Source organism: Halalkalicoccus sp. NIPERK01 (assembly GCF_030287405.1).
In the GTDB taxonomy this organism is placed as follows: domain Archaea; phylum Halobacteriota; class Halobacteria; order Halobacteriales; family Halalkalicoccaceae; genus Halalkalicoccus.
The window spans coordinates 38,440-59,114 of sequence record NZ_JASVVV010000009.1; the positions used below are offsets into that span (position 1 = coordinate 38,440).

The window sequence follows — 20,675 nt, forward strand, 5'->3', positions numbered from 1 at the left end:
GATGACGACGCTGGTCGCGATTGAGTCGCCGGAGCAAGCCGATGTTCTGACGATCCTTGAGCGGGACCACCCTCCGGAAAGGGAGCGAACGTTCGTCGTTCACGCCCCAGAGGGCTCTGATAACGGCGGGTGGACCGGCTGTCGGCACGTGTGCACGACGATAAGGGAGGGGTGGGAGTGCCGCTCATTCGCGGTACTGAAACGCCGGCGAACCGTCTTATCGCGTTCGTGACCACGGAGTCGATCGGATCGCACTCGTCATTTCAGACCGGATGGCGACAGGGGAGGTCGCGATTGGATCGACCGCGTGGGAGCACCTGCTCGCCGATGCGATCCGCGGCGAGGTCGCCATCCAAGACGACTTCCTGTTCATCCAGGATCTCACCTAGTTGTCGGCTCGAATCGACCGCTCGACACCCGTTCTGCGTCCAGTATATAATCATCGATATATATCACATCTTATCGCGACAGGAACTATTGTAGTGCTCGAAACAATCGAATCACGCACAGCATGATAATGATATACATTACCGCAGGCGTGATGATCACGACGTGGATCGTTCTGGGGTTATACATCAGGTGGGTCGTGAAGTCCGGGTACGAGGACACACTTGAGTTCACGGAGGGTAGGTCGGCGTGATTGGGCTGTACGGTTGGACAGCGGTCTTTGGAATCCTCTTCCTTGGACTGCTGTTTGTCCTGACGTACGTCGCGACGAAACGAACGAAGGGGTTGCGCGACTTCATCGTGGCACCGACGAGTTACGGCCCGGTCTGGATTGGTCTCGCGGTCGGTGCGACCGCGTGTAGTGCGGCGGCAACGCTGGGGAACCCAGGCCTCGTCTACAGCTACGGCTGGTCCGGAATGTGGTACGGTTACGGGTACGGACTAATGGTAATCGCGTGGGCCGTCTCTGCGTACCAGCTGAACCGGTTCAGCCGTGATCTGGAGGCGAACTCGCTTCCGGACTTCTTCGGGAAGCGATTCCAGAGCCCGTTTTTACGCGCGTTCTCGGCGATCGTCACGCTGTTCCTAGCGTTCTACATTGCTGGGCAGTTCGCCGGGGCGAGCCTCGCCATCACGGAGATGACGCCGCTGACCTATACCACTGGCATCCTGATCGGTGCCGCGATCATCGTCGCGTACGTGATGATCGGCGGTGCCCACGCGGAAATCCTGAACAGCGCCATCCAGGGTGCATTTATGCTCATCCTGGGCGTAATCGTGATCGTCTCCGGCTTCGTCGCCGTCGGAGGAATCGGTGACATGAACGCCGCCGTCGCCGCCCAGGACGCGAGTCTCGGTGCGAGTTCGATGTTCGGGGAACCCCACTTCAGCGCGTTCAACGGGCCCGCCATCTTCCTCGCGCTGGGGCTGTTCGCGCTCACCCCGCAACTGTCCCGACTCTGGATGGCCCTCGACGATGAGAAGAACGTCAAGTGGACCCTCCTGGTCGCGCTGCTGTTCATGACGGTGATGTACGGGCTGATGCTGGTGGGCGGCTTAGCTGGGCGCGCTGTCGCGCCGAACCTCGAGACGGCCGACATTGCGACGCTTGTCCTCGTTTCGCAGGTCGTCCCGGACGCTGTCTACGCGTTCGTCGGGGTCGCGATCTTCGCCGCCATCATGTCAACGACCGCGGGGTTGTTCCTCACTTGCGCGATCGCCGTGTCGAACGACCTGTACAAGGACACGCTTGTGCCGCTGCTTGAGTGGAACATCGACGAGGCAACCCTGGATCGCCAGACCAACTTGGGAACCCGGCTGATGATCCTCGTCATGGCCGTCGTGGCCTTGATCATTGCGTTCAATCCGCCGAACTTCCTCACCGGGCTAATGTGGGTCGGCATCGGCGCGTTTGCGGCCGCGTTCGTTCCAATCCTTCTCTGGGGCTCCATCTGGGACGGCGTCACGCCGACCGCGGCGAAGGTTAGTGCCGTCGTCGGGTTCTCGATCCACACGATCGGCTACTTCGGTCTTGGTCAGACGCTAGGGCTGACGCTGTGGACGGTGCCGTGGCGCGGTTCGGGTCTAGGAATCATTGTCAGCTTCGTCCTCGTCCCGCTGCTGAGCTTCGTCACCAGCCAGACGCTCGACAGGAGCTTCCTCAACGAGATCTTCTACCAAGAGCGGTTGAACGTTGACGGTTCCGTCGCTAACCGACCGGAGCCCGACGAGGTGTCGGACGACTGACGACCCTCCAGCAAAGTAACTCTCGACACCAAATACGATTCAACAAATACAAATGACGGACGATTACGACTACGAGACCGTTCAGGACACACTTCACCCGGAAATCAGGGAACAAGAATCAATCAAGGACGTCCTCGAGACGGCCGCCGACCTGTGGTCGGATCGACGGTACTTCACGTACGCGCCGACCGGCGAGACAGCCACGTTCGCGGAGATGAACCGTCGGGCCAACCGCGTTGCCAACGCTCTGGCCGAGATCGGGGTCGGCTTTGGCAATCGCGTCGGGCTCTACCTGACGAACCGCCCTGAGTACGTCGCGGGCATTTTCGGATGCGCGAAGCTCGGGGCGATCGAGACGCCGATCAGCTGGGAGTACCGCGCCCGGGAGGTCGAACACACGCTTGACTCCGCGGGCGTGTCGACGATCCTCGCTCAGTCGGACGAGCTGATCCTAGAGAACATCACCGAGGTGGCGGCCGATCACAATGCGATCGAGCGTGTGATCGCGATCGACGCGGACGCTTACAACCGGATCGCGGACCTCGAGGGCGTCGACACCTACTTCCTCGACGACTTAGCGGAGCAGGTACCCGAGACGAACCCGGACGTGGCGGTCGGCGCAGACGATCCGATGGCGATCCTCTCGACGTCGGGCACGACCGGCCTTCCGAAGCCCGCGGTGCTCTCTAACCAGTCGTTCCTGCTGGGCGCGAAGAGCTTCCTCGGCGCACCGCTGCCGGACGATGACGTCAACTACAACGGCTTCCCGTTGTTCCACGGGAACAACCAGTTCTACTCGATGTTGGGTCCGTTGATCGCCGGCCGGGAGTACGTCCTCTCGGATCGGTTCAGCGCGAGCAAGTTCATGGACGAGATTGCGACCTATGGCGTCACCTCAATCAACGTCCTCGGAGGGCTACCTAAAATCCTCGATTCCGCCTACGACGCCGAGGACATCCCGGAGAACGACCTCGAGATCGCGATCGGTCCGATCTCGATGGAGCTGTGGGAGCACTTCGAGGAGAAGTTCAACCTCACCGTCGTCCAGCTCTACTCCCAGACCGAGAGCCCCACGCTCATCCTCAACCACCCCGACGAGGACGAGATCAAGGTGGGCGCGATCGGAAAACCGATGTTCCCGGACCTGGGACACGAAGTGACACTAATCGACGACGGCGGGAACAAGGTCGGACCGGGCAGAAAGGGCGAACTGATCCGGACCGATCCCGGTGCCATGCTTGAGTACTGGAACATGCCTGCAAAGACTAAGGAAACGCTCCGTGAGAGAGTGATCTACTCGGGAGACATCGCCCGCAGCGACGACGAGGGCTACTACTACTACGTCGATCGGAAGAAGTTCATGATCCGGCGAAGCGGAGAGAATATCTCGGCTCAGGAGATCGAGAACGTGATCGACGAGCACCCCGATGTCGAAGAGTCAGCGATCATCCCCGTCCCGGACGATCTCCGTGGCGAGGAGGTGAAGGTACTGGTCAACCGAACCTCTCCAGACCTGACTCCTGCAGACATCGTCTCGCAGGTCGCCGGCCAACTTGCGAGCCACAAGGTCCCACGGTACGTCGAGTTCGTCGATACCTTCCCACGGACGCCGAGCGAACGAATCAAACGGGTTCAACTGGCCAATGAAGAGGCCGAGCACGACGACCACGGCTGGGACCGCGAGGCGGAGCTATCCGAGTGGGAGGCATCGATATGAGGGACGTCGCGATCGTCGGCCGCGGCACAACGACGTACGGCGTTCACGATGACGGGATCAAAGACCTCGCTACGAAGGCAGTGGCGAGAGCGCTTGATTCATCAGGTCTCGAGCGGTCGGCAGTCGAAGCGCTCTCTCTTGGGAACTTCGCAGCCGGGATGCTTGAGGGCCAGGAACTGCTCGCGGCACTGGTTGCCGACGCCGTTGGGCTCGAGGACATTCCGGTCATGAAGACGGAGGGTGCCTGTGCTAGCTCCGGAATCGCGTTCCACCAGGCGCGCCAGCAGATTGCAATGGGCGTTCACGATGTTGTTGTCGTTGTCGGCGTCGAGAAGATGACCGGCGTCCCAACAGCAGAGTTCACACAAGCCCTCGCAGCTGCCGCTGATGGGACGACCGAAGGGCAGACAGGACTGACCTTCCCAGGGTTCTACGGACTCTTCACGAGCCGATATCTCCACGAGTACAGCGTTGACCGCGAAGATATCTCGAAAGTTGCGGTGAAGAACCGGCGGAATGCAGCTGAGAACCCCCGAGCCCGATTTCGCGAGCCGATTACAATCGATGACGTGATGGAATCAGAGCCGATCGCCGACCCTCTCCGGTTATACGACTGTTGTCCGGCAGCCGACGGGGCGACGGCAGTCGTCCTGACGGCGAGCGATATGGCACCCTCGGTTACGTCGGATCCGATCGAGGTGCTCGCGACGGCCCACACGTCTGGACGCAGTGGTGCCTACCGCTACGATGACCTCACGACATTCGAGGCGACCCGTACTGCGGCTAGCCGGGTGTACTCCGAGGCTGACGTTACGCCGGCCGATATTGACGTCGTCGAACTTCACGACTGCTTCAGCTCAGCAGAGGTCGGCGACTCTGAGGATCTGAGGTTCTTCCCGAAGGGAGAGGGCGCGGCCGCTGCTGCAGCCGGGGACACCGCAGTCGACGGCGAGATTCCCATTAATCCCAGCGGCGGACTCCTCTCGAAAGGCCATCCCGTTGGCGCGACAGGACTTGGACAGATCTATGAGATTTGTCGACAACTGAACGGGGACCACGAAAACCAAGTTGCGGACGCACAGACAGGTCTCACCCACAATTTAGGCGGCAGCGGTGCGGTCTGTACAGTTAGTGTCCTTGGGAGGAAATAACATGAATCAGTTCCCAGCCACAAAGTGTGTGGAGTGTGGAAACATCTACGGTCATCGTACAGCCGTTTGCCGCGAGTGTCTCAGCGAACAGATGGATCCCCATTCAATATCTGGACACGGAACCGTCTACGCGACGACGACGATACGGGTTCCAGGCGCGGAGGTCGAAGATGACGCCCCGTACGAGGTCTGTGTCATCGATGTCGGTACTGACGAGACCGCCCGGGTGACGGCACGCCTTACCGACCGCTCGGATCCAGACCTCGGCGACGACGTACAGTTCGTCGAAGAGCGACGTGGTACATTCTACTTCGAGACCCATGGTTGAACAAATCGATCACATCGGCGTGCTCGTCGAGGACATTACGTCCTCAAGAGGAATTTACGAACAGCTCGGCATCGAACTGGTAAAGACAGAACGCGTCCCGGAGTTCGGTGTTGAGATCGCGTTCATGAGCAATGGCACCGAACTGATCGAACTTGTCGAACCGCTCGCAGACGACGAGTTCACACAACTTCTCGTAGAACAGGACCACTCCGGATTCCTTCACCACATTGCGTTTCGCGTTGAGGACATTGAGGGCGTGCTCGAAGATCTCAAACGAGCAGGTATTGGACTTCGCGATCCAGCTCCTCGTCAAGGAGCCGGAGGTGCAAGCGTCGCGTTCCTCGAACAAGCGGCCGGTAATGGCGTGAACATCGAGCTAGTTGAGCGCGATGAAGAAGTGATCTAGAGTTCTCGACTAGTTACTGGTTTTTCGTTCGAAGAGTACGTTGTTGACCGCTCGAAGGACGACCGAGTCGTGCTGATTTCGAACCGTCCGCTCAAGCGCGACGAGTCCGCGTGTCGGGTCGCTTTTGGACGGGCGCTTCTTAAGGACCTCTAGGGTGGTGGAGAGCCTGTCCCCTGGGCCGACAGGGTTAGGGAACGAGACGTCCTCGAATCCGACGCTTCCCAAGATACGAGCGTTCCCGTAGAGATTATCGACGATCTGCCGCTGAGACAGTGCGAACGTCTGTAATCCGCTAGTGATGACGCCGTCGAACGGCGTTTCCGCGCCAGCAGCATCGTCCGTGTGAAATGGCAGGGGATCGTACTGCCGACCGAACTCGACGATCTCTTTCTTGGTAATCTCGACGTCACCGAACTCGTAGATTTCACCGACAACGAAGTCGTCGTAATGCAGGTTACACATACGACCCGTGTTGCGGTGTCATTAGATAATTCGGTCGGTCGTCCACTGGGTTCAGACGCCTTGATTCCCACTGAGGTTGTCTGTGAGCATTCCTAGCGCCCTGTGAATCAGCGAATCCCTCACCCACCGAACTCGCGAAGTGGCTCGTACGTTCTTGACTCATACTGGTCGCTCTCCGACCAAGAGAGTCGACGGAACGCCCGATCCCGTCACGGAGGAACTCTGGATACGCCGTGTGGATCGCCGTTGCCTCACGGATCATTCCGTCGACATAGATCGGCAGTTTCGGGAGTTATCCCTCCCGCATCGTTTTCTCCAGGACGCGCAGCAGCTCTCGTGAGCAACCGACTGCGATCGCTGGAATAACCATCGTTCGACTCTTCTCGTGCGTGTCGTTGATTAGTTCGATGAGTTTGCGCTCACTGTCGTCCTGATCCATCTGGAAGTCAGTGCGCCGGCTGTAGGTCGATTCTATGATGAGTGTCTCGGCGCGTGGGAAGTCGTTCGATGCGCCGTTGAACAGGCGCGTCTCGGGGTAGTCGACGCCATCCGAGCGGACGACGTTGTGGAAACCGTCACTGACGCGGACGTGTGCGAGGCCCACCCGAGGATGTGGCCGGCGTCGCAGAACGTGAGCGTGATGGCGGGCGCGAAGTCGGCGACAGTCCCGTAGTCGACCGTAATCGGATCCTGTGTTTGAGTTCCTCACTCTGCGCTCCCGTACGGCGGCGTGTATTCCCCTTTACCGCGACGGCGGGGTAGGCGGATCGGATCGTAGACTTGTGATGCCAGCCTCGTCAACTATGAGCTCGAGAATCCAGAGCTTCGCCGCAGATGGGCTTGCCTGGGACCTGGGGCGGGACGGATCGTGAATCGCTTTTGGACCGCGCTGGCGAGCTTCCGAGCCAATCCGTCGCGCTCCGCAAACGTGGACGGTATCTCGGTATGGATGGGGGCTGATTGATCACTCACCGTGTCCCGCTGGCGGGGAGTGTCGTTCACTCTATGCAGACGCGGCGCCTGCCCTCGTCATGTTTCTCATCTAGACAGTACGTGTGTTGGAATTTCCAAAATCGCTCAGATTACTTTATGTATCCACACGATGGTCTTCCAGGCGATGAGTGTAACCACTCCCACCATCGACCTCTCGCCCGGCGACCGTGTCCTCGAACGCGAGCTCCGTATGGAGCGGACCGATCCGAGCGATCCGCTTGGGTATCTCCTCGTCCTCATCAAAATCGACGACAGCCGAGCGCTGGGAGCAGCCACAGGGCTCGATCTGGCGCCGACCCATCCTCGCTCGCGGTCAGCTTCGACCGACATCGGTCTCCTCGCATACTGGCAAGACCTCGAGATGTACGGACTGCTCACGCACCGAGACGATCCAACGGCCCTTGCGACCGGCGTTGAACGCCAGCAGCTTCCACTCGCACCTCGGCCCCTCTCACGGCTTCGCTCGGTCGAAGGCACGCTCACCGCGGCTGAGGAGGCGGGACTGGCCTACGAAGAGGCACTCAAAGCACTCCTCGATCCCGTCTATACGCCTCCCGCGTTACAAGCACCCGCTGCTTTGCTCAGCGCCTTTGACTATCAGGTGCAGTACGATCCGGAGACCGATACGCTTCGTGTGTCACAGTCCGATCAGACATGTGCCATATTCGCTAATGGATCGGTCGTTGGTGACCAGAACCTCCGAGGAGAGATCGAGGACTGTCTCGAGGACATCGAAGAGGGGGTATCGACAGCCCTCACCGACTAGTGAACACCAGTACGCCGTCGGCGTCGAACCCGTGGAGCGCGAGCGCCTCGTCGGCGGTGTCGGCCCACTCCCAACACGTGGCCATAACGGGGACGTGCCCCATCGTCCCTGCACCGTCAGCGCCGACACCGGGGTGAGCGTGGCCTCACAGCCAGCCGTGACGAACTCCTCGCGCACCACGGAGCGCGTTCGGCCCGCGATTGGCACGCGAGCGGCCTCTGCGCCGCCCTCGATCCGGCGAAGGGCGACGTCGGGGCTGTAGCCATCCCACCGAAGGAGGAAGTCGAGCAGCTCTTCGATCGGACGCCCATTCGCCAGCGGTAGTGCACTTCGTGACGCTCGTAATGATCGGAGGAGCCATAGGCGGCAGCGCTATCAGTCCAGACACGCCCTGAGTTGGAGCCATCCATCGCTGAAGATCCGGGGAGAACGGTCTCGTACTCGTCGGGATCGTACACCCGGAAGCAGGTGCGCGCTTCCTGTGATGGAACAGTCTCCAACCCGCTCGATGTCGTCGCTCCAGCGCTCGCACACTGCCTCGTCCGCTCCGTGTCCGATAGTAACACCGTCAATCTGCGGTACGTCCACCGACATTTTATCCGTCTTGCCGTCGAGTAGCCCGAGCACTGCGTACGACGATACTCGTGGTCCGGATGGTCCGTGGACTGGGCAACGTGGTCGTGGTGTTCTGCTACTCGATCCGCCACCTAGAGTACGGGAGGTAGGTACTGGTCGGTCTGGATCGATGGCGATGGAAACTGCGCCTCCATTCCTCGGCGGGTGCAGATAGACGTACTTAACGAATAGCGACAATCGGATCCTCTGTTGAGTAGTCACCCGCTGCTTGACCACTGGGTGGACTGGGCTGCCAGAGGCGAGACAGGGTATCTGTTAATTAGATTCAATATCGATGACTAGCGACGATGGAGTACGTCGACGAGACTGCGGCGAAGGTCGTGGTCGCGATCCGGCCGGGAGATTCAATTCACCGGATCGCCCAGCAAATCGATAGCTTTTACTCGTGGGTCCATAACTGGATCGAGCGGTTGGAGGAGCTTCATTCGGCGTGATGACGGCGTCTACATCGAGAATTTCGCCGTTAGGAATCGCTACTACAGTCTCATCGCGGTCCTTTATCGATCGGTTCCACCCTCGATCGACGACGGCTACGTCATTCCCACTTCGCCGGGAGACTGAGCCGATCCTGAATCATCTCAGTATCGTCGCCCTCTCCACGCGACAAAATAGAACGCTGAACCACTTGTATCAAGGTCGCAATCCCGGCCGCCGGTGTACGCGATGACCCCGGCTTCGACCGCTCATTCTTGTCGGTGACGCCGAAACGGAGCATCGCGTGAGCATACTCGTGCAGTAGCGTGATCGCAAAATCGTTATCGAGCATTCCCTCTGGACACTCAAGGGTATCGAATTGCGACTGCTGATGCATGCAGTCCTCCCGAAACCCAGAGAGGAACCTGAGGGTTAGCGCATTGATTGCAAGATGGAGCCCGATGGAGGAACGCCACGTACGTTGCCTATCAAGCGTCAGTGTAATTCTCAGTAGAGCGACCTCCCAAATTGCCCACGCCGTGTATATCGACCAGAACGACCCAGACCACGCTCATGCCCTGATCACCGGGAACGAGCGAGAAGTCCGGCTGGACCGCGAGGACATCGACCAGACCCGGACGAACGCATATTATTCCATTTCATCTGAAGCACATCTTCGCAAGATACTTGTCAATGTACTACCTGATATCCATGACCTATGTCAACAGAGGACATAAGAATGCGAGTACGAGAACTATCCCCTATTAATCGTAGAGAAATAATTCGAGGATTAGAACAGCGTCAACCACGTGAGAGGGAAATAGATCTTAACCCACAGAACCAGCTGAACTCTCTAAGAGTGAAAACTCATTCTGGTCTAGGACGACCGACAGAAGTCACAATCCAGTTTGAGACACAAGAAAATGAAGTAGGAGAAATCCGAAGTCGTGGCTCCGCGAGAGAACTGTATTCAGAAGTCAGATTTGAAGATCAGCTATTAGCGGACTTCCTCATAGATGAAGCAGGTCAGGTACACGTATCTACCCTCTCGGAAAGCGAGATCTCAGATGAGAAACCCCCACTTTGGCAACTTGCGTCTTCAATAACTACAATGAATGCTTTTTTAACAGCCCTTGATGAGGATCCAGAATTACCTGATCGATCTGAATTCCAAGAGTTCGGAATGGGCCAGTCTGGTACCGGACCAGTAGCGCTTGATGTATGCGAAACCGCATGTGCTGGCGGAGTAGCTCTCGGTGCAAAAGAGGGAGCAGCAGCTGTCGCGGGTGCCTGTGCAACAGTTGTCGGGTGTGTGGCCGGAGGGATTGGGGTAGGAATAGCGGTATTCGCCGCATATACTGCCTGCGACAAGTTATGCCCTTAGAAAGTCATCATGTCACCAGAAATACCTGAAATCCAAGAACGTATTGCAGAGCTAACCCTTGCCGAACAGGACAAATTGCTGGCCCAATTACTCTCCGAATCTGATGAAGCTATTAACCAGTGGCCACCGGTGTGGCTGCAGCAGATTACAGCAACTCCACGGGATTCAAGACCGCAAAGACCTTCCTCCCAACTAAGTGATGAAGATATCCGTAGAGTGGTCTGGGAGTGGCTATTAGGAGGGACTGGACCAACTGCCCCTGATCTAGGTCCTGATAGGAGGTCGGAGGAACCACAGAATCCGATATAATATATAATCTAATTTATAACATTAAACATATAGATAAAATTTGTGATCGAGATTAATGAATTGGGGTAGTATATTTCAGGAATTATTTGGAGGATATTCGATGAGCACTCACTGGTTTTGATACCTAACAAGTATGCTATTATCGACGGCATCCTGAGCATCGAATCGGTTCAGCTTCTTAGAGCCGATTGATATTCATCGTCCAAATCGACCATCCATCGTGAAAGTCAACAATCGATTACTGGAGCGACTATCCAAGGAGCGGGAGAACGGCAAGAAGAGAACGGAAATATTGGACCTCTACAGTCGTGGTTGTCGGGGAAATGGATATCCAATGGGAAGACACTGCCACGGGAACGCTCTGCAATACCAGTCAGGAGCATCCTCCGGCAAGGGCCATTGCGTGTGAGCCTGAGAAGAAGGAACCTCCGTTTTTTCTGGAATGTGATAGAACCTACTCTGATGGCCCCGCAATATCTCTTCGTTGAGGTTCATTGAGGGCACTGTAGTGCCTCCAATATACGACAAACAGTGTTTGCACTTTATAGCCTCTAGATCGACTTCTTCTTTACAGTATGGGCACGTTCCCTCGTGAGACGGGCTCTCGGGTTGGATATTCGAATCACAGTATCGACATTTGATTGCGTCAACTTTGATTTCCTCTTTACAATACGGACAACTTCTTGTATTTTCAGAGTTATCGCTCATTTGTAGGTCCTCCTCAGTTCCTCATCTATACTGTTATTATCACCTTATTGTGTTTTTTGGTAACTTGTTGGTTATTCAATAGCGAGAGCGCGAGGCATTGAGGCTGTCCATACGTAGAATGGCAGCGGTCACTGTGAGATCACTATCGGACTGTACTCTGATATCACACAACTCCACTCGTCAGCGTAAATGGCGTTGTAGATCTCTGGATTACCATTAGTTGACAGGATAAGGACGCCTACCGACGATTTGTCGGGAAGGAAAAACGGATTAAAATTGCACCGTCTTCGCTTATTACTCCTGATACTGCATAGCCGTCATCCTCCGATCTACGACGACTTCGTTTCGTGAGTAGGTCGCACCACAGACTAGATCCCTGTAGCTATCATGCTCTCAGTCCGTCATCTACGCCTCCCCCGCGTCCTCGTCGCCGGTCGCCTGCACCAGCACCGTCCCGAGCACGCCCGCCAGGCGGGACTTGAAGTAGACCTTCCCCCCGGCCTGGACGTGATCCTGCAACAGACAGGCGGGCTCGTTGCCCAACAGCAACAACAGCCCCTCGAAGACCGCGGCGGGCTCGCGCTCGAGGGAGACCAGATCGTCCGCCGCCTCGCGCACCAGTTCGGCGAACTCATCATCGCGGATCGGCGAGGGCCCGCTCCGCAGGATCGCCGGCAGCTCGTCCGGGTCGTCCGGGCGGAACAGCGCGACGCAGTCCTGACCGGCGACCGTGCGCGAGACGAACTTCGTGCCCGCGGTCTCGATCGCCGAGTGCTTCGCGAACCACCCGTCGGCGACGGCGTAGCGGCGCAACGCGCGCACGACGTCGCCCACCGCCGCCTCGCGATCGCCCCCCTCATCGAGCTCGTCGGCGATCTCTTCTAACCGGGCGGCGAGCTTCTCGGTGCGCTCGGCGTCGCTCTCGAGAGGCGAGGCGCTCACTGGGCCACCTCCCCGGCCAGCGCCACCTCGTCGCGCACGAGCGCCCCGTGCAGGGTGTAGGGCGCGTTTTCGAGGTCGAAGCCCTCGCCCTCGGTGCCCTTGAAGAGCATCGCCAGCAGCGTGTCGACGTCGTCTGCGAGCTCGAGGTCGGCGCGCGCGAAGGGCACGGTGCCCTCGCCGGGGTCGAGATAGCCGGTCGCGACCACGGGGCGGCCCTCCGGGGTGACGAGCGCGACGTGCCCGCCCTCGGGGAGCGTGGCGCGCACCTCGATGGCGTCGGCGCTCACGCGGGCGTCGACCGTGGGGTCGTCGGCGTCGGGCTCGAGGTCGATCGCGGGGGTCGGCGCGCGCCCGAAGCTCGGGTCGGTGTCCATCTCGGTGGGGTCGGGGCGAAACAGGCCGATCCCCCGCGAGCCCACGGCGCGGTTGCCCAGATGGACGCGCCCGTCGTGGCCGGCCTTCCGGGCCTCCCAGACGGTGGGATCCGCGCCGAGGCGCTCGAACAGCGCCTCGAGGGCGTCCTCGCGGGTGCGCGCGCCGCGCCCGAGGTCGCGGGCGATCTCGAGGACGTCGTCGGTGAGGCTGGCGAAGCCCTCGTCGTCGGCGGTGAGGGTGCGCTCGTAGGCGGCGTGGTGGCGCTCGCGCTCGTCGTCCTCGCACGCGTCGGTGAGCCACGCCGCCGCAGGTTGGTAGAGCGCGTGGCCGGGGGTGTCCTGGACCTGTCGTCCGAACCGGGCGGTGGGCCTGCCGTCCTCGGGCGCCTCGAAGCGAAACGTCCCGGGGGCGTGGCTCAGAAAGTCGATGAGCTCGCGGACGTACGCGCGGTGGTCGAGCGCGCCCTTTCGGGCGCGGCGGGTTTTGTGCCGGAGGATGCTGGCGAGCTGGGGGTCGGTGAGGGTGACGCCGCGGAGCTGGTCGTAGTCGGGGTAGCGGTCGGTGGGTTCGTATCTTATATCATATGGATGTCGAGAGACACCTCCCACTAGCAGGATAAGTAATTGTGACCGACCGATTTCTCTATTAGACAACCCCTTCCTTGGCCTCTACTGCAGACGTTACGCAAAAAAGGTGCGTGTGCCGAGCGATTTCCACCGCTGGCCCGACACTGTGCTAGCGAACCCACCGCTGACTAGTACGCTAGGCGTTACTCGACGGGACCGAACGCCCGTACCCGCTCGGGGACGACTGGCGCGTCTCAGTCGTCTGGATACTCGTTCGGATGGATCCCCGCGGTGGCGTTCCACTCCTCGACGGCCTCTTCGAGCGCCGTGATCCGCTCGGCGCCGTACTCAGCCGTGATCCGTGCTCGCCACGCCGGATCGGCCAACAGTTGTGGGGCACCATGCAGTGACCGGAGCTTCCCGTTACACGTTCCGTGTGACGACCGAACCCCGGTCGAATCACCCCTCGCCGTCGTCCGACACGGACAGCTGTCAGTCCCCGTCTCAGCACAGTTCAAACAGCGATATTCGGAGAAATCAACACCGAGGATCCCCCCGGCGATGTCGCGGAGAATGCCGGTCATATGCCCGTGGACTGCCGGCTCTGCCTGGTGGTTCGTGACCTGCCCGAACAGACGCGCCAACACCGCATCATCGCTCCCCTCCGACGAGCGCACCCCGACATGGGTGAGCTCATTGAGCAGGATCCGGCACAGCTCGTCTCTGGCGGCGATCGAGCGCGGTTTACCATCCGAGCGTCGCCGTGCGATCCGATGGATGACGATACCGGTTCGATCCTCGAGTGCTTTTGTCTGAGCTTTCGTTTTGACGAACTCGGAAACACCGATAACGTGAAAATGCGGGCGAAAGACCAACCGGTCGTCCCGAACTGACTCCCAGTCGTCCGCTTCGATCGCCAATCGCGTTTCCTTCCAGCCCTCTTTGAGCTGGCTTGAAGGCCCCACATCGGACTCGTCATCCGATTGTAACACGTATGGATGATAGATTATATAGCCTGCATCGACATTGATTCGATCGAGGAGGAGCTTGATTACCGTCAATGATCGCTCGTAGGGTCGAATCGAATTGAAGCGGACCGAGGCAGGAAGCGAGACGACGAGATGATGTAGATACACCCCCGCATCGCTTCGGGCGGCTCGGTGCTGTCTGAGCGACTCGAGTTTTGACGCCACAGTACGCGCCCGCCGAAACTCGCCGGACTCGTGACACGCTGGACACCCGAACCGGCGGCACGCTCGCCCAGCTGTAGCAAGACCGGCACAGCTGGGACAGTGCAGTGCCTGCAGTCCCCACCCGCAGTTGACCTTCTGTTCGCCGGCGCCTGGTAGACGCGATTCGGGAAGCCGATCGGAATACGAACGGCCATCAGGTTCACGGACCGCAACGAACTCCTCGAGCGGGAGATCGACATCGTGGGAGAACGACAGGCGTCGTTCCACGCCATGGATCGCCGCTTGGAGGCTAACCCGATCTTTCTCCCGCGAGCGAGAGCGCCTAGAGCTCCCATCGAAGGGCTCACTCATCAGTCGTAGCCTCCCCGTCGGGTCCCTGATCGACCGTGGTCGCTGCCGTCAACGGACGCTGTCTCGCGCTTCGACGCTGCGTTCGCACGAAAAACCCGAGACAGTCGTGATCGACGATCTCGCCTGTGAGTCCAACGGCACCACAGAGCGGACATTCGAGCAGCGGTGTTCCCAGCCCGTCCGAACCCGACTCTCCATCGGTCGTGCGACAGCCAAGGGCGCTCACCTCCGCCCGTCGAGACCGCTCGCTAGTTGGTTCACACATCGGGATCGCCCTCGACGGTCGGACGGTCGTCATCGCGAGCCGTTTCATTGGCTTCGGTCGGTGATCGGGACTCGCCGGTGTCCGCAGGCGAGCGAGTTCCGTTTTCCTTGAAGTACTCACAGTAGTGAAAACCGTTGATTCTGGCTGGATCGCCACGAGCACCACACTTCGGGCACGTAATCCGGCGATCGGTGTCGTCGCTGAACCGCACCCGTAGACAGCACAGCAACGAACGGAGACGCAGGAGTAGCCCGCCGCCCCTACAAGAGGGGGTCTTGGCGCTCCGCCCATCATATGGTCGGTGACCGGTGTCGATACCCGCATTCGTCGGACGGACACATTTATGTCCGGATGTTTCTAATATTGGCATTGCTTCGCCTCAATCGAAGCACGAGGTCGGACGTTGGTCCCGTCCGGCCAAGACCGTTCTTGGCGTACCTGTGCCCCAGTCACTTGTCCATCAGGAGGAGTAATAGCTGTTTTTGTTAGAATTTTACCCGTAGATATTGGAAGAATATCGATAAAATACGACGCTCTATGGGATAATAAACAAATTGGCTGTGATACGGGAACTAACGGTCCCTCCAGCTCTTCACGACCAGGAAGGCAGCAGGCCGCCAATGCCTGCTCGCTATGAGGGCCGTTCGGGCGACTGCGTGAGGACGCCTTCGAGTTCGTCGCGAAGGGGCTGTTCACCGACGATCGAGCCATCCGGGAAGACGGCACACGTCTGTCCAGTCCGAGCGATACGAAGCGTTTCGGTCTCCTGATCGTAGGTAGGACTGTAGCCCCACGCACGAAGCCAGTCACTGATAGCACGCAACGGGGACGGGGGTGTCTGAACGTCCAGCACGGGTCCAAGCGCATCGCCATAGACCATCCCGCAGTCCTCGGCGGCCCTGAGAACACCTTCGACCGATCGCAGTCGCGAAAGCGGTCGAACTGTTACCGGAATCGACTGTGCTTTGATGCTGGCAGCAAGCGTCTCTGCGTCCGCGAGCTGGTCGAGGAGGTCGTGCTCAGAGAGGGTTGTCCACTGGGCGACGATACCCATCCCGGCCGGTTCGGCCGCGAGCGGGGCTGTACGTGACGACTCGACCTCGAAGCCGGCATTTCGAGCAAGCTTTCGTGGGTCGGCGTACGTGATGAGAACGCCCAGATACTGCATCGGTTGATCGGGGTCGGTGATCTCGACGTCCAGTTCGGAATCGATAACGCGGTCACCTGGCCGAACGTGCCGGTTCTCCGGAGAAGTAGTCGAAGACATTCATCGAGAATATTTCGTTGTATAACTATAACTTTTATCGTTTAGAGGATATTAGTCCATATAGTAGTACGATAACGGCAGGATTCGTGAATAGACAATACGTCTCGAAAGGAGACTGAGAGTGCGCCGATGTGAACGGATGGACGCAGCGAACGAGGGATGGATGCGAGAACAGGTATTGACGTTCGAATCACCCGGTATGTCGCTCGTTTCGCTGGTGGAATTCGCTGCTGTGACTCGACTACCGTATCTCTCACGGGTGTCAATCGCGAGTTCTACGATACCGAGACCGAACGCTTGGAACCGCTTCGGACAACCCGATACTCGCTTGAGACGCTCAGTGAATCGCTTCAGCAGGGCTCTCTCGACCCCGCGTCGATCCGAATCGCTGGGGAGGCTGCCCGCGCGTATCTCGAGCATCTCCGGCATACAGGTATTGACGAGTAACGCCAGTACGACCAGCGCATGGATCGCTCCCGACTCATCGCGTTCGCCGACGCGGGGCACACCGCTGTCGCAGATCTCCTCCACTCTGCGGATCCGATTGATATCAGCAGGGCGACCGGAATCGACCGGGCGGTCAGTGTGGGAATCGCAACGGATCTCATCCGCGGCTTCGCCAGTGGCACGCCGTTGGAAACACAGGTCCACTGGTGGATGTGGAGCCTGGTCACGGGACGGTTTCGTGGGAAGGCAACTCCGGACCCAGACGCCCAATCGGGTTCGGTGGGTGTCGACCGGTCGCTTCCAGGTAACGGTGGCACCCACCCTCTGATGAAGAGGTCGCGGTCAGGGACACCGTGCCGACCAGGGATCGACATACGTGGTATCGAAAGGGAGGATGCCGGCGATCGGCGCTGCCCGAACGAAGATGCCGGAGGCTGCCGTCGGGATGGCATACGACTGGCTCGCGGATCACGAACTCGGGTGTGAGGACGACCTTACAACGCTGCCGGGGGTTGGACCCGCGACAGCGGGCTCCCTTGTTGCGATACGAACTCGCGTCCGTAGAGGAGGTCACGCGATTCGACCGGGAACGGCCGACGGAATCCGACGCCGTGTTTGGCGCGGTTGCCTGTGACGTGCGTGAGAGTCTCCGAAAGAACGACTGACCGGTTGGACAGCTGTCGGCACTCCGGGGCCAGCCTAGACAAAACACCGTGGTCACGGTTCCACGGTAAAGACCAGCTAGTCATATGATGGTTTCAGAACCGAGTCGGTCCGCGAGGTCGACGAGATCCGCAGCCACGATGTCGTATGCTGACTCGGCCGGTCGTTCGGCATCATCGACTCGCTCTGGACCCCACTCTAGGGGCCGGTGGACGTAGGCGGTGCGGAGCCCAGCCTCGCGGCTCGCGTCCAGATCCCGCTCGTGCGCCGCGACCATCATGACCGCCGTCGGCTGGAGATCGAGGAGGTCGACCGCGGTCAGGTACGCCTCCTCGTCGGGCTTGTAGTGTCCCGAGAGTTCGGCAGAAAGAACGAGATCCCACGGGATGCCAGCTCGCTTGGCCATGTTCGCGAGGAGTCGCACGTGGCCGTTCGAGAGTGAGGCGATGAGGTAGTCTGTACGGAGTCGGTTGAGGCTAGGAATCGCATCGGGCCAGGGATCCAGTCGGTGCCAGACGCGGTTGAGGTGCTCGATCTCCTCGTCGGTCAACCCGTCGACCCCGAAGCGCTCGAGGAGTTGCTCGAGCGATTCGCGATGGAGGACGTCGAGATTGCGCCACGGTATCGCTCCCTGTCGAACGCGGGCAAGCGACGGTTGATACTCCTCGCGCCAGGCGTCGGCGAACGCCGCCCAATCGACAGCCAATCCCTTGGTCTCGTTGAGCCGCTCCCCGTCGCGAATGACGCCGCTTCGCCAGTCGACGACCGTGCCAAACACGTCGAAGACGAGCGCGTCGACATTTGAAACTGTCATCGGGATTCGCTCTGTAGTGGGATGAATCGCTCAGTTCTCCCGGCCCTCGAATCATCCGCTCGTGTTCGGATCCCCATCTGAAACATACCAATCCATGACTGTGGAGGCTCTTCTCTGTTCGGTTGAAGATGGACTTTTCTTCTCCTCTACGGAGAGCGCTACTACTTGAGGGATCTCCGTTATCCATCCGGTTCACGACCGCCAGAGTTTCAAGAATGCTCCGTCACGAGATGTCCCATTAGACATGGGTGTCTCGAGGATTATGAGTATCGAGTAGCGGGACCTGAGCAAAGTGGGCGCCAGTCGCGATCGGCTCACAATCAAACGCGCGAGCAACGCCTGCGTTCAGGATATCCGGTGCTGGGATCGGGATCCTACGATTGAGCAATGCTGCACGAATGTCGGCAGCTTCGCAAGCGGCTGAGTCGTCAAACGCTGACACGTCGGTCCATGCGATCGCGTCGGTAATCATCTCGATTGGTTTACCGCTCGCGGTCGAACGGGTCGCTCCGGCACACGCCTCGTAGGGGTGATCGTCAGGGTCGTATACCCCGCTTGTGTGTTTGCCTCAAGATGCTCGATTGTGTAGGGCTGCTCGTTGAGATAGTCGATGAGAAAGCTGGTCTCAAGCAGCTTCATGCGTCGGCATCAGTATCATTGAAAGCTCACGCTCGCTTCCTGAAATTCGCGCTTGAGTTCATCGCCCACCGCTTCGACTTGCTCTGCGAAGTCGCTGCCGGCGAACGCGCCGAACCCGACACGGAAGTCCAGCGTTTCCTCGTCATCACTGTCCGTGGTGCGCAACCATACTACCGAGCGTGCGCCACCGGTCCAAGGAAAGGTAAGCGGCTCTGAAAAAGCGATGAGATAGCCACCTAGCACCGGTGAAGCGAGCAGCGATACAGCAACGAGGGGGAGTCGGCCATTGTGAGCCGGAGGGATCTTCACCTTGATAGAGGCGTGTCTCCGAAATTATCGGAATAGGTATTTGTTCATCGGAAGTACTGTGTTTTTCTAGATAATAGACCTGATCTACATTAATTTACAGTTATAACGTTGCAATCTGTATTAAGAAGAATTTGTTGTGTCGTACTACCAAACACAGCTTTTCCTACAGGTGATTGCTGTTTCCCTCCAATGATTAGGTAATCTATATCGTGATTCTCTGTATATGTAACAATCTCTCTTGCAGGTTTCCCTATCAGTCCAATTGGCGTGAAATTAGCGCTTATTTCTGAAGCAGTATCCGCAGCTAAATCTTCTGCCTGTTGCTTAATCGAACGAGTATCTGGGCCTTCTACATCTCCCGTACCTTGTTTCATGTCCGATTTCTCCATTACATGCACTACATGCAGCTCTCTTCTTAGAGCATCTGCTAATTCTGCTGCCTCTGCTACAAGATGCTTAGAGTCGCTACTCCCATCAACAGCGGCTGCCACTATCATAGCCAATTCTCGGCGTACAACTACTTAAACATCATGATACATCAACTATAACTCAGAGTACGCTTCGAGACCATCCACCATCCACATCAAAAACGCTTCCAGTAGTGTAACTAGCTCGTGGTGATGCCAGAAACGCAACTGCATCTGCGAACTCGTTTGGTCTCCCAGCTCGTTCTAATAAAACTTCCTGCTCTCTTGATTCTGTTGCTTCCTCTATTGAGATATCTCGATGTTCCGCTCGTCGTTTAATTTTATACTTTATTCGATCTGTCATTACAAATCGCGGCGTGATGCAGTTTGCACGAACGGTTGGCGAATACTCATGAGCAATGGATTTGGTCAAACCATACAGGCCTAAACGAAATACATTCGAGATCGCATGATTACTTCCCGGCTCACGAGCAGACGCACTCGTCACCGTAATAAGTGACCCGTCCTCTCCTTCACTAAGATGAGGCAAACCGGCCTGAGCAAGACGAATATTTGCTTTAATTACACTCGTATAGGCACTATCCCACTGTTCATCGGTTGCTGCCTCAAACGTTACCGCTGGAGGACCTCCGTGATTATTCACAAGAATTTCTAACCCTCCGAACTCCTCGGTCGTCGCTTCAACAGCAGATTCAATCGAAATTTCATCATCCAGATCACAAACTGTTGCATAGATCTGAGATTCAGTGATTCCTGACTCTGAAATGATCTCCTCCCGTGCCTGTGATACGTTCCCTTCATCTCGAGAGGAGATACCGACGTTTGCTCCTTCCTTCGCTAATCGCTTAGCACTTGCTTTTCCTAGGCCTTTGCTTGAAGCAGCTACGAATGCTGTCTTGTCTTCTAGCTGTAAGTCCATGATCGCCACTCTCCGCCTGGCTTTTTAATA

21 protein-coding genes are annotated in these 20,675 nt (G+C 58.3%); 9 read left to right on the top strand and 12 right to left on the bottom strand.

All coding sequences use genetic code 11. The features are described from left to right. The first annotated feature begins 1 nt into the window (after window position 1). From QRT08_RS17750 to QRT08_RS17775, 6 genes are all read left to right on the top strand, one after another. Window positions 2-232 (top strand): hypothetical protein, encoded by a 231-nt coding sequence (locus QRT08_RS17750; protein WP_286047319.1) that lies wholly within the window; start codon window positions 2-4, stop codon window positions 230-232. 404 nt (window positions 233-636) lie between these two features. Beyond that, window positions 637-2,193, top strand: a complete 1,557-nt coding sequence (locus QRT08_RS17755; protein WP_286047320.1) for a sodium:solute symporter family transporter — start codon at window positions 637-639, stop codon at window positions 2,191-2,193. Window positions 2,194-2,245: 52 nt separating this feature from the next. Further along, complete coding sequence (locus tag QRT08_RS17760) at window positions 2,246-3,910, top strand: class I adenylate-forming enzyme family protein (protein ID WP_286047321.1); 1,665 nt, start codon at window positions 2,246-2,248, stop codon at window positions 3,908-3,910. Further along, window positions 3,907-5,061, top strand: a complete 1,155-nt coding sequence (locus tag QRT08_RS17765) for a thiolase domain-containing protein (protein ID WP_286047322.1) — start codon at window positions 3,907-3,909, stop codon at window positions 5,059-5,061. The genes QRT08_RS17760 and QRT08_RS17765 overlap by 4 nt, the downstream gene beginning before the upstream one ends. 1 nt (window position 5,062) lies before the next feature. Further along, window positions 5,063-5,389: a Zn-ribbon domain-containing OB-fold protein gene (locus QRT08_RS17770; RefSeq protein ID WP_286047323.1), complete on the top strand. Its 327-nt coding sequence runs from the start codon at window positions 5,063-5,065 to the stop codon at window positions 5,387-5,389. After that, window positions 5,382-5,795: a VOC family protein gene (locus QRT08_RS17775; RefSeq protein WP_286047324.1), complete on the top strand. Its 414-nt coding sequence runs from the start codon at window positions 5,382-5,384 to the stop codon at window positions 5,793-5,795. The genes QRT08_RS17770 and QRT08_RS17775 overlap by 8 nt, the downstream gene beginning before the upstream one ends. Before the next feature lie 9 nt (window positions 5,796-5,804). Here QRT08_RS17775 and QRT08_RS17780 read toward each other — a convergent pair whose 3' ends face one another. From QRT08_RS17780 to QRT08_RS18960, 3 genes are all read right to left on the bottom strand, one after another. After that, window positions 5,805-6,257: a MaoC/PaaZ C-terminal domain-containing protein gene (locus QRT08_RS17780; RefSeq protein WP_286047325.1), complete on the bottom strand. Its 453-nt coding sequence runs from the start codon at window positions 6,255-6,257 to the stop codon at window positions 5,805-5,807. Between the two features lie 292 nt (window positions 6,258-6,549). Continuing rightward, window positions 6,550-6,861: an MBL fold metallo-hydrolase gene (locus QRT08_RS17785; RefSeq protein WP_286047326.1), complete on the bottom strand. Its 312-nt coding sequence runs from the start codon at window positions 6,859-6,861 to the stop codon at window positions 6,550-6,552. Between the two features lie 197 nt (window positions 6,862-7,058). Then, window positions 7,059-7,259: a KH domain-containing protein gene (locus QRT08_RS18960; protein WP_369684860.1), complete on the bottom strand. Its 201-nt coding sequence runs from the start codon at window positions 7,257-7,259 to the stop codon at window positions 7,059-7,061. Between the two features lie 100 nt (window positions 7,260-7,359). Between QRT08_RS18960 and QRT08_RS17790 the strand changes: the two genes are divergently transcribed. Together QRT08_RS17790 and QRT08_RS17795 are read left to right on the top strand one after the other, a co-directional pair. Beyond that, window positions 7,360-8,016 (top strand): hypothetical protein, encoded by a 657-nt coding sequence (locus QRT08_RS17790; protein WP_286047327.1) that lies wholly within the window; start codon window positions 7,360-7,362, stop codon window positions 8,014-8,016. 923 nt (window positions 8,017-8,939) lie between these two features. Then, window positions 8,940-9,086, top strand: a complete 147-nt coding sequence (locus QRT08_RS17795; RefSeq protein WP_286047328.1) for a hypothetical protein — start codon at window positions 8,940-8,942, stop codon at window positions 9,084-9,086. A gap of 101 nt (window positions 9,087-9,187) precedes the next feature. Here QRT08_RS17795 and QRT08_RS17800 read toward each other — a convergent pair whose 3' ends face one another. Continuing rightward, complete coding sequence (locus QRT08_RS17800; RefSeq protein ID WP_286047329.1) at window positions 9,188-9,463, bottom strand: hypothetical protein; 276 nt, start codon at window positions 9,461-9,463, stop codon at window positions 9,188-9,190. Between the two features lie 321 nt (window positions 9,464-9,784). Here QRT08_RS17800 and QRT08_RS17805 point away from each other — a divergent pair, with 321 nt between their 5' ends. After that, window positions 9,785-10,450 (top strand): hypothetical protein, encoded by a 666-nt coding sequence (locus QRT08_RS17805; protein WP_286047330.1) that lies wholly within the window; start codon window positions 9,785-9,787, stop codon window positions 10,448-10,450. A gap of 1,422 nt (window positions 10,451-11,872) precedes the next feature. Here QRT08_RS17805 and QRT08_RS17810 read toward each other — a convergent pair. From QRT08_RS17810 to QRT08_RS17845, 8 genes are all read right to left on the bottom strand, one after another. Continuing rightward, the gene (locus tag QRT08_RS17810; protein WP_286047331.1) at window positions 11,873-12,409 is read right to left on the bottom strand and encodes a hypothetical protein; all 537 of its coding nucleotides are present in this window, start codon (window positions 12,407-12,409) and stop codon (window positions 11,873-11,875) included. Beyond that, on the bottom strand, window positions 12,406-13,392 hold the full coding sequence (locus QRT08_RS17815) for a hypothetical protein (protein ID WP_286047332.1): 987 nt from the start codon (window positions 13,390-13,392) through the stop codon (window positions 12,406-12,408). Before QRT08_RS17815 ends, QRT08_RS17810 begins: the two co-directional genes overlap by 4 nt. 212 nt (window positions 13,393-13,604) lie before the next feature. Then, entirely contained in the window at window positions 13,605-14,894 is a 1,290-nt protein-coding gene (locus QRT08_RS17820) for a hypothetical protein (protein ID WP_286047333.1), read from the bottom strand. Window positions 14,895-15,790: 896 nt separating this feature from the next. Further along, window positions 15,791-16,327, bottom strand: a complete 537-nt coding sequence (locus QRT08_RS17825) for a hypothetical protein (protein ID WP_286047334.1) — start codon at window positions 16,325-16,327, stop codon at window positions 15,791-15,793. 1,291 nt (window positions 16,328-17,618) lie between these two features. Further along, on the bottom strand, window positions 17,619-18,350 hold the full coding sequence (locus QRT08_RS17830) for a haloacid dehalogenase type II (RefSeq protein ID WP_286047335.1): 732 nt from the start codon (window positions 18,348-18,350) through the stop codon (window positions 17,619-17,621). A 654-nt stretch (window positions 18,351-19,004) separates the two neighbouring features. After that, on the bottom strand, window positions 19,005-19,298 hold the full coding sequence (locus QRT08_RS17835; protein ID WP_286047336.1) for a hypothetical protein: 294 nt from the start codon (window positions 19,296-19,298) through the stop codon (window positions 19,005-19,007). A gap of 89 nt (window positions 19,299-19,387) precedes the next feature. After that, the gene (locus tag QRT08_RS17840; protein WP_286047337.1) at window positions 19,388-19,795 is read right to left on the bottom strand and encodes a universal stress protein; all 408 of its coding nucleotides are present in this window, start codon (window positions 19,793-19,795) and stop codon (window positions 19,388-19,390) included. Window positions 19,796-19,847: 52 nt separating this feature from the next. Further along, on the bottom strand, window positions 19,848-20,645 hold the full coding sequence (locus tag QRT08_RS17845; protein WP_286047338.1) for an SDR family oxidoreductase: 798 nt from the start codon (window positions 20,643-20,645) through the stop codon (window positions 19,848-19,850). Between the last annotated feature and the right edge of the window lie 30 nt (window positions 20,646-20,675).

What these genes read in the sequence shown, in the direction of transcription:
- QRT08_RS17805 (WP_286047330.1), top strand. Translation starts at nt 9,785, where the DNA reads ATGTCAACAGAGGACATAAGAATGCGAGTACGAGAACTATCCCCTATT.
- QRT08_RS17820 (WP_286047333.1), bottom strand. Translation starts at nt 14,894, where the DNA reads ATGAGTGAGCCCTTCGATGGGAGCTCTAGGCGCTCTCGCTCGCGGGAG.
- QRT08_RS17750 (WP_286047319.1), top strand. Translation starts at nt 2, where the DNA reads ATGACGACGCTGGTCGCGATTGAGTCGCCGGAGCAAGCCGATGTTCTG.
- QRT08_RS17790 (WP_286047327.1), top strand. Translation starts at nt 7,360, where the DNA reads ATGGTCTTCCAGGCGATGAGTGTAACCACTCCCACCATCGACCTCTCG.
- QRT08_RS17830 (WP_286047335.1), bottom strand. Translation starts at nt 18,350, where the DNA reads ATGACAGTTTCAAATGTCGACGCGCTCGTCTTCGACGTGTTTGGCACG.
- QRT08_RS17765 (WP_286047322.1), top strand. Translation starts at nt 3,907, where the DNA reads ATGAGGGACGTCGCGATCGTCGGCCGCGGCACAACGACGTACGGCGTT.
- QRT08_RS17770 (WP_286047323.1), top strand. Translation starts at nt 5,063, where the DNA reads ATGAATCAGTTCCCAGCCACAAAGTGTGTGGAGTGTGGAAACATCTAC.
- QRT08_RS17760 (WP_286047321.1), top strand. Translation starts at nt 2,246, where the DNA reads ATGACGGACGATTACGACTACGAGACCGTTCAGGACACACTTCACCCG.
- QRT08_RS17775 (WP_286047324.1), top strand. Translation starts at nt 5,382, where the DNA reads ATGGTTGAACAAATCGATCACATCGGCGTGCTCGTCGAGGACATTACG.
- QRT08_RS17825 (WP_286047334.1), bottom strand. Translation starts at nt 16,327, where the DNA reads ATGCAGTATCTGGGCGTTCTCATCACGTACGCCGACCCACGAAAGCTT.
- QRT08_RS17845 (WP_286047338.1), bottom strand. Translation starts at nt 20,645, where the DNA reads ATGGACTTACAGCTAGAAGACAAGACAGCATTCGTAGCTGCTTCAAGC.
- QRT08_RS17780 (WP_286047325.1), bottom strand. Translation starts at nt 6,257, where the DNA reads ATGTGTAACCTGCATTACGACGACTTCGTTGTCGGTGAAATCTACGAG.
- QRT08_RS17800 (WP_286047329.1), bottom strand. Translation starts at nt 9,463, where the DNA reads ATGCATCAGCAGTCGCAATTCGATACCCTTGAGTGTCCAGAGGGAATG.
- QRT08_RS17795 (WP_286047328.1), top strand. Translation starts at nt 8,940, where the DNA reads ATGGAGTACGTCGACGAGACTGCGGCGAAGGTCGTGGTCGCGATCCGG.
- QRT08_RS17840 (WP_286047337.1), bottom strand. Translation starts at nt 19,795, where the DNA reads ATGATAGTGGCAGCCGCTGTTGATGGGAGTAGCGACTCTAAGCATCTT.